Here is a 500-nt window from a genome sequence, read left to right as displayed (position 1 = left end):
ACACTTACCACAACCTAAACCATTAGCTAGCATAGCGAGTGCGCGGCCGCGGCTTAATGAGTCATCTTTAGCTAATAAGCTAGTTACACCAGATTCAATTTCAGTGTCGTAATTAAGTACTAGTGGTGCTTCAGATACCTTGCCGTCAAGTAGCGCTACAAATTGCTGTTTGACCTTCTCGATGTCTTTTTCTTCACGAGAACATACAGCGACCACAGGGCAGCCTAGCTCTTCGCTCATTTTAACTACGTCAATCTTAATGCCACGTTCAAGCGCTGCATCAATCTTGTTTAATACAACCACCAACGGAATGCCCAACTCACGTAGCTGCACAGTTAAATATAGGTGGCGTTCGATATTAGTCGCATCAACAAGGTTAATGATGCCGTCAATAGGTTGATCAGCTAGATACTGCTGGGCAATTTGCTCGTCTAAAGAGCAATCACAGCTATTACCTGCTGGCAAAAGATCGTAAATCCCCGGTAAGTCCGTTAAAAATA

1 protein-coding gene is annotated in these 500 nt (G+C 43.8%); it reads right to left on the bottom strand.

Annotated features, from left to right (window positions below; translation table 11 throughout):
* A partial coding sequence (locus K5Q92_RS23985) for a FeoB small GTPase domain-containing protein (RefSeq protein ID WP_308443609.1) occupies window positions 1–500 on the bottom strand: 500 nt, incomplete at both ends.

Origin of the sequence: Shewanella sp. MBTL60-007 (genome assembly GCF_019654915.1) — a bacterium.
In the GTDB taxonomy this organism is placed as follows: domain Bacteria; phylum Pseudomonadota; class Gammaproteobacteria; order Enterobacterales; family Shewanellaceae; genus Shewanella.
This window is presented reverse-complemented; position numbering and strand designations above follow the sequence as displayed.